Origin of the sequence: Affinirhizobium straminoryzae (assembly GCF_007004135.1) — a bacterium.
Lineage (GTDB): Bacteria > Pseudomonadota > Alphaproteobacteria > Rhizobiales > Rhizobiaceae > Neorhizobium > Neorhizobium straminoryzae.
The window spans coordinates 1-6,460 of sequence record NZ_VJMG01000088.1; the positions used below are offsets into that span (position 1 = coordinate 1).

Consider the following 6,460-nt stretch of genomic DNA (forward strand, 5'->3'; position numbering starts at 1 on the left):
CCTCCTTGTGGAGGGGCACCCCCTTGCCCGCCGCTGTCATCCCTGCCCGAGGAGTGATTTCATGAGTGGTTCCCAAACGAGCAAGCCCTCCGTCGTTCTGGTGCATGGCGCCTGGGGTGACGGGTCCGGCTGGAGAAAGGTCATTCCCCTGCTGATGGCAAGCGGCATCCGTGTCCATGCCGTGCAGAACCCCACCACCTCGCTGGCCGAGGATGTCAGGGCGACGCGCCGCATTCTCGATATCGTCGATGGCCCCGTCGTTCTGGTCGGTCACAGCTGGGGCGGCACCGTCATCACCGAGGCGGGCAATGATCCGAAAGTGGCGGCACTCGTCTATGTCGCAGCCTTTGCGCCGAATGCCGGCCAGTCGACCGGTGATCAGGTGGCCGCCTTTCCGGCCCCGCCAGGGCTTGGCCAGGTCTCGGCCGATGCGCTCGGCGGCTACTGGATGAGCCGCAATGGCTGGGTGACCTGCGTTGCGCAGGACCTGCCCGAGGACGAGGCTGCCACCCTGTTTGCCCTGCAGCCGCCGCTGGGCTCCACGACCTTTTCCGACATGGTGACGAAGGCGGCCTGGGCGGACCTGCCCAACTGGTACGTGATCTCGCAGAACGACCGTGCGGTCAGCGTGGAACTGCAGCATCACCTGGCAAGCGTCCTCAATGCACGCACGACCACGCTTGATGCCAGCCACATGTCTCTGCTGTCGAAGCCGGATGCTGTGGCTGCGGTCATCCTCGAGGCCGTCGCCGAGGTCTGCGCGACCGTGGGTGCGGCCGGCGATACGCTCATTGGATCCCCCTCATGAAAATCTATCTGATGTCCCTTGGCGCCGGCATTCTCGTCGGCGTCGTCTACAGCCTGCTCAACGTGCGCTCGCCGGCGCCGCCGATCGTGGCCCTCGTCGGCCTTCTCGGCATCCTGATCGGCGAGCAGGTGCTGCCGCTGGCCCGAACCCTCTGGCGCAAGGAGCCGGCAGCGCTCTCCTGGCTGCATGAGGTGAAGCCGCACATGTTCGGCCACCTGCCGAAGGGAGCCAAGCCACCGGTCGAGTCGCCTGCGCCCCGCGACGACGTCTGATGCGGCGCCGCCCCGTTTTCCTCCGCCGGCGCGACAAGGCCGCCGGTCTTTCCTGCTTCCGGCGGCGCCTGCCGCTCCCCTTCCCGGAGATGTTCGCATGATTGCCGATCTCATCCTGCACCACGGTCTCATCACCACGCTCGACCGGAGCAATCCCGCGGCCTCCGCCGTCGCCATCAAGGATGGCCTGTTTCTGGCCGTCGGCCAGGATCACGAGATCATGGCGCATGCCGGCCCGGAGACAAGGATCGTCGACCTCAAGGGCAAGCGGGTGCTGCCCGGCCTGATCGACAACCATACCCACGTCGTGCGCGGTGGCCTGAACTTCAACATGGAACTGCGCTGGGACGGCGTGCGCAGCCTGGCGGACGCCATAGACATGCTGAAGCGGCAGGTGGCGATCACGCCCGCGCCGCAATGGGTGCGCGTCGTCGGCGGCTTCACGGAACATCAGTTTGCCGAGAAGCGCCTGCCGACCATCGAGGAGATCAATGCGGTGGCGCCGGAGACGCCGGTCTTCCTGCTGCATCTCTATGACCGGGCCCTGCTCAATGGCGCAGCGCTCCGGGCCGTCGGCTACACGCGCGACACGCCGAACCCGCCGGGCGGCGAGATTACGCGTGATGCCAACGGCAATCCGACGGGCCTGCTTCTGGCGCGGCCCAATGCCGGCATTCTCTATGCGACGCTCGCCAAGGGACCAAAGCTGCCCTTCGACTACCAGGTAAATTCGACGCGCCACTTCATGCGCGAACTGAACCGGCTGGGGGTCACCGGCGTGATCGATGCCGGCGGCGGCTTTCAGAACTATCCGGATGACTATGCCGTCATCCAGAAGCTGTCCGACGAAGGGCAGATGACGGTGCGCCTTGCCTACAACCTCTTCACCCAGAAGCCGAAGCAGGAGAAGGACGACTTCCTGAAATGGACGACCTCGGTGAAATACAAGCAGGGCGACGACTATTTCCGCCACAACGGCGCCGGCGAGATGCTGGTCTTTTCCGCCGCCGATTTCGAGGATTTCCGCGAACCGCGACCCGACATGCCGCCGGAGATGGAGGGCGAACTGGAGGGGGTCGTGCGGATTCTGGCAGAGAACCGCTGGCCCTGGCGCCTGCATGCGACCTATGACGAAACCATTTCGCGGGCGCTCGATGTGTTCGAGAGGGTCAACCAGGATATTCCGCTGGAAGGACTGAACTGGTTCTTCGACCATGCCGAAACGATTTCGGACCAGTCGATCGACCGCATTGCGGCGCTGGGCGGCGGCATCGCGGTGCAGCATCGCATGGCCTATCAGGGCGAATATTTCGTGGAGCGCTATGGCCATGGGGCAGCGGAAGCGACCCCGCCGATCGCCCGCATGCTGGAAAAGGGCGTCAAGGTATCGGCCGGCACGGATGCCACCCGCGTCGCCTCCTATAACCCCTGGGTTTCGCTTGCCTGGATGATCACCGGCAAGACGGTCGGCGGCATGCAGCTCTACCCGCGCGCCAACTGCCTGGACCGCGAGACGGCGCTGCGCATGTGGACGGAAAACGTCACCTGGTTCTCCAACGAGGAGGGCAAGAAGGGGCGGATCGAGAAGGGCCAGTTCGCGGATCTGGTCGTGCCCAGCAAGGACTTCTTCGCCTGTGCCGAAGACGAGATCTCCTTCCTCACCTCCGACCTGACCCTGGTCGGTGGCCGCATCGTCTACGGCGCGGGTGACTTCAAGGCGCTCGACGAGAATGACGTGCCGCCCGCCATGCCTGACTGGTCTCCGGTGCGCAGCTTCGGCGGCTATGCGGCCTGGGGAGAACCGGACGGGGCTGGTCGCCACTCGCTTCGCCGCACGGCGATTGCGACGTGCGGCTGCGCCAATGATTGCAACGTGCACGGCCATGACCATGCCGGTGCCTGGACGTCCCGGCTTCCGATCAGCGACCTGAAGGGCTTCTTCGGGGCACTGGGCTGCGCCTGCTGGGCGGTGTGAGGAGATCATGACGACGATGTTGCGCCACCCCTCGAAGCCGCATGCGCCGCACTGGCTCACCTCCCCTGCCCTCCGTTTTCTGGCGCTGGTCGGGCTCTGCTCGGCCTATATCCAGGGACCTCTGGTCAAGATCTTCGATTTTCAGGGTGCTCAGGCGGAAATGGTCCATTTCGGCCTTCTGCCGGCGCCGCTGTTTGCCGTCGGCGTCATTCTTTTCGAATTGGCGATGTCGGCGCTGGTGCTGTCCGGCGTCTGGCGCCGGGTGGGCGCACTGGCGCTGGCGGCGTTCACGCTGGCTGCCACCTTCATCGCCCTGCGTTTCTGGGAAATCCCCGCAGGCCCGGAGCAATCCATGGCGATGAACGCCTTCTTCGAACATCTCGGCCTGATGGGGGCCTTCCTCTACGTGGCGGCGACGGACGCCGCCACCCCGCGATCCGCGTCGCGTTGACGCTACCAGCACCAAACAAGGGCCAAGCACCATGACGCCGCATCTTCATCTTCTCCTCTCCCGCCGGCAGGCCCTGATGGCCGGCGCGGGGCTTTCCGCCGCGATGGCCATGCCTGGCCTCGTACACTCGAAATCCACCACAACCGCCACCAATGGAGCCAATCCGATGACCGCGAACTTCATCGAAACCAAGGACGGAACTAAGATCTTTTACAAGGACTGGGGCACGGGTCAGCCGATCCTGTTCTCGCATGGCTGGCCGCTTTCGGCCGATGCCTGGGACGCACAGATGCTGTTCTTCGGCCAGAACGGTTTCCGGGTGATTGCCCATGACCGCCGCGGCCACGGCCGCTCCGATCAGCCCTGGCAGGGTAACAACATGGATCAGTATGCCGACGACCTGGCGGAACTGATCGAGACGCTCGACCTCAAGAACCTGATCATGATCGGCCATTCCACCGGCGGCGGCGAAGTGGTCCATTACATCGGCCGCCACGGCAATGCCCGCGTCGCCAAGGTCGTGCTGGTCGGCGCCGTTCCGCCGCTGATGCTGAAGACGGCGAACAACCCCGAGGGCACGCCGATCGAGGTGTTCGATGGCATCCGCAAGGGCACGGCCCTAGACCGCTCGCAGTTCTTCAAGGATCTGACGACGCCCTTCTACGGCTTCAACCGCGAGGGCGCCAAGGACAACCAGGGCTTCCGCGATACCTTCTGGCTGCAGGGCATGCTGGGCTCGATCAAGGGTCATTACGACTGCATCCATGAATTCTCCGAGGTCGACTATACGGATGACCTCAAGAAGATCGAATGCCCCACGCTGATCATCCATGGCGATGACGACCAGATCGTGCCGATCGCGGCGTCCGCGGAAAAGTCGGCGAAGATCGTCAAGAATGCCACGCTGAAGGTCTACAAGGGCGGTCAGCATGGTCTTGCCCAGCTCGAGGCGGAAAAGTTCAACGCCGACGTTCTGGCCTTCATTTCCTGACGACACCTGCGGCTCCGGCCCGGCCTCGTGCCGGGTCGGGGCTTCTTCCTGACCAGACACGGAGGTTGCCATGGCATCGGCATCGAACGAAAAGGATGCGGGTGGCGCATTTGCAGCCCTTGGCGAAAGCGTGTTCGCCGTGCTGTGGATCGCGACGATCCTCGGCAATACCGGCACTTTCATCCGCGACGTGGCCAGTTCCTGGCTCGTCACGGATCTGTCGGCAGCGCCGGCGGCGGTCGCCACCATTCAGGCCGCAGGGACACTTCCCTTCTTTCTGCTTGCCATTCCGGCCGGCGTGCTTTCCGACATTTTCGATCGTCGCCGGCTGCTGATCGGCGTGCAGCTTCTGCTGGCCGGTGTCAGTCTGACGCTGATGGCGCTGGCGACGTTGAACCTGCTCACCGTCGAGGCACTGATCGGGCTGACCTTTCTCGGCGGCATCGGGGCGGCGCTTGCCGCACCCGCCTGGCAGGCGGTGGTGCCGGAACTCGTGCCGCGCGAGGTGCTGAAAAGCGCCGTCGCGCTCAACTCCCTCGGCATCAACATTGCCCGCGCCGTCGGTCCGGCACTCGGCGGCTTGCTGCTCGCCGGCTTCGGGGCTTCCGTGACCTATGGTGCCGATGTGGCAAGCTACGTCTTCGTCGTCGCGGCCCTCGTGTGGTGGAAGCGTCCGCACAGCGATGCGGATGTGCTGAAGGAAAATTTTACCGGTGCCTTCCGCGCCGGCCTGCGCTATGCGCGCGCCAGCCATGATCTTCACATCGTGCTGCTGCGCGCCATCGTCTTCTTCGCCTTTGCGAGTGCGGTCTGGGCGCTGTTGCCGCTCGTGGCCCGCAATCTCTTGAACGGCAGTGCCGGCTATTACGGTCTGCTGTTGGGGGCCATCGGCCTCGGTGCGATCGGCGGCGCCCTGCTTCTGCCGGCCCTGCGGCGCAGGCTCGATGCGGACGGACTGCTGTTGTTCTCTGCCATCGTCACCGCAGCCGTGATGGTCATCCTCGCCTTCCGCCCGCCGCAGGCACTCGCCCCCGTGGTGCTGCTCTTCCTCGGCATGGGCTGGATCGTGGCCTTGACGACACTGAACGGCGTGGCGCAGGCCATCCTGCCGAACTGGGTGCGCGGCCGGGCGCTTGCCATCTATCTCACCGTGTTCAATGGCGCGATGGCCGGCGGCAGCCTCGGCTGGGGCGTGGTGGCAGAAGCAACCGGCATTGCGCCGGCGCTGCTGATCTCCGCCTTCGGCCTGCTGGTGGCGGGGCTTGCCATGCACCGGGTCAAGCTGCCGCGTGGCGAGGCGGATCTGGTTCCCTCCCGCCACTGGCCGGAACCGCTGCTGGCCGCCCCCGTGGCGCATGATCGCGGGCCGGTGCTGATCACGGTGGAATACCGCATCGATCCCGAGCACCGGACGGGCTTCCTGCACGCGCTCTCCCGTCTCGCGCATGAGAGGCAGCGCGACGGTGCCTATAGCTGGGGCGTGACGGAGGATTCAGCTGATCCGACCATCGTGCTCGAATGGTTTTTCGTGGAATCCTGGGCAGAGCATCTGCGCCAGCACCGGCGGGTTTCCAAGGCGGATGCCGACCTGCAGGCCGCAGCGCTTGCCTTCCATCAGGGCGAAATAAAACCGCTGGTCCGCCATTTCATCGCGATGGAACGGCCAAAGCCTCACCGCTGATCGGGACTGCTCTCCGGCAGGCCCTGCTGCCCCGGATGAAAAGCTGCCGGGCGCGTCCGCGCCGGGCAGTTTTTCCGTGTTTGGATCTCACCGGCGCATGTCGAACAGCAGCGCCTGGCCGTCGGTAATCCATTCGAGATCCGGCAGCGCATCGGCGCCGAGCTGGATACCGTCGCCGCCGGTCAACCTTTCGCCATCGACCATCGCGAGGCCTTCGATGATGTGCAGGAAGGTCAGACGACCCGGATGCTGTGGAATGGTGAGCCGGTCACCGGCTGCAGG

At 65.1% G+C, this 6,460-nt stretch carries 7 protein-coding genes; 6 read left to right on the forward strand and 1 reads right to left on the reverse strand.

What is annotated here, in order from left to right:
• Nucleotides 1–61: 61 nt before the first annotated feature.
• The 6 genes from FNA46_RS24080 to FNA46_RS24105 all read left to right on the forward strand — a co-directional run bounded on the left by FNA46_RS24080 (nucleotide 62) and on the right by FNA46_RS24105 (nucleotide 6,178).
• A complete protein-coding gene (locus FNA46_RS24080; RefSeq protein WP_143127762.1) occupies nucleotides 62–808 on the forward strand; it encodes an alpha/beta fold hydrolase in 747 nt (248 codons plus the stop codon).
• Entirely contained in the window at nucleotides 805–1,080 is a 276-nt protein-coding gene (locus tag FNA46_RS24085) for a XapX domain-containing protein (protein ID WP_143127763.1), read from the forward strand. Before FNA46_RS24080 ends, FNA46_RS24085 begins: the two co-directional genes overlap by 4 nt.
• 97 nt (nucleotides 1,081–1,177) lie before the next feature.
• Nucleotides 1,178–3,055 carry an amidohydrolase gene (locus tag FNA46_RS24090; protein WP_143127764.1) on the forward strand — a complete coding sequence of 626 codons (1,878 nt, stop codon included), beginning with the start codon at nucleotides 1,178–1,180 and terminating at the stop codon, nucleotides 3,053–3,055.
• Between the two features lie 7 nt (nucleotides 3,056–3,062).
• Complete coding sequence (locus FNA46_RS24095) at nucleotides 3,063–3,506, forward strand: DoxX family protein (RefSeq protein WP_143127766.1); 444 nt, start codon at nucleotides 3,063–3,065, stop codon at nucleotides 3,504–3,506.
• 166 nt (nucleotides 3,507–3,672) lie between these two features.
• The gene (locus FNA46_RS24100; protein WP_342782421.1) at nucleotides 3,673–4,497 is read left to right on the forward strand and encodes an alpha/beta fold hydrolase; all 825 of its coding nucleotides are present in this window, start codon (nucleotides 3,673–3,675) and stop codon (nucleotides 4,495–4,497) included.
• A 70-nt stretch (nucleotides 4,498–4,567) separates the two neighbouring features.
• Nucleotides 4,568–6,178, forward strand: a complete 1,611-nt coding sequence (locus FNA46_RS24105) for an MFS transporter (protein WP_143127768.1) — start codon at nucleotides 4,568–4,570, stop codon at nucleotides 6,176–6,178.
• Between the two features lie 87 nt (nucleotides 6,179–6,265).
• Here the strand turns inward: FNA46_RS24105 and FNA46_RS26225 are convergent.
• Nucleotides 6,266–6,460 (reverse strand): pirin family protein (locus FNA46_RS26225; RefSeq protein ID WP_483923587.1); only part of this gene is annotated, 195 nt, incomplete at its 5' end.

What these genes read in the sequence shown, in the direction of transcription:
- FNA46_RS24080 (WP_143127762.1), top strand. Translation starts at nt 62, where the DNA reads ATGAGTGGTTCCCAAACGAGCAAGCCCTCCGTCGTTCTGGTGCATGGC.
- FNA46_RS24085 (WP_143127763.1), top strand. Translation starts at nt 805, where the DNA reads ATGAAAATCTATCTGATGTCCCTTGGCGCCGGCATTCTCGTCGGCGTC.
- FNA46_RS24090 (WP_143127764.1), top strand. Translation starts at nt 1,178, where the DNA reads ATGATTGCCGATCTCATCCTGCACCACGGTCTCATCACCACGCTCGAC.
- FNA46_RS24095 (WP_143127766.1), top strand. Translation starts at nt 3,063, where the DNA reads ATGACGACGATGTTGCGCCACCCCTCGAAGCCGCATGCGCCGCACTGG.
- FNA46_RS24100 (WP_342782421.1), top strand. Translation starts at nt 3,673, where the DNA reads ATGACCGCGAACTTCATCGAAACCAAGGACGGAACTAAGATCTTTTAC.
- FNA46_RS24105 (WP_143127768.1), top strand. Translation starts at nt 4,568, where the DNA reads ATGGCATCGGCATCGAACGAAAAGGATGCGGGTGGCGCATTTGCAGCC.